The 316-nt window shown below is 33.9% G+C and carries 1 protein-coding gene; it reads right to left on the minus strand.

All coding sequences use genetic code 11. The annotated features are described in order from the left end of the window. Positions 1 to 114: 114 nt before the first annotated feature. Positions 115 to 316: hypothetical protein (locus tag ACTJK5_RS23165; RefSeq protein ID WP_440613341.1), on the minus strand; the 202-nt coding region annotated here is incomplete at its 5' end.

Consider the following 316-nt stretch of genomic DNA (forward strand, 5'->3'; position numbering starts at 1 on the left):
CTATAAAAATCCCAAAAGTAATTTAACCTTGTTAAAATAACTCATAAAAAAGCATCCTAATTAATAGAATAGGATGCTTTTTCGTAATCATAGTGTTATAGAAGATTTGTATACTTATGCTACGCTGCGATACTCTTCTTCTTTTTCTTTTTTCTGCTTAGGTGCTTGAATTAAAATTGCGATAATGAATGACACGACACATAATACACCTATTACCATGAACGTTGGTTTGAATCCACCTAGAAGTGCACCGATAAAGGAACCTGCAAGCGCCCCAAATCCAAATCCTTGATACACAATTCCGTAGTTCTTACTA

It is taken from the genome of Agrobacterium sp. 22094 (assembly GCF_052046015.1).
In the GTDB taxonomy this organism is placed as follows: domain Bacteria; phylum Pseudomonadota; class Alphaproteobacteria; order Rhizobiales; family Rhizobiaceae; genus Agrobacterium; species Agrobacterium cavarae.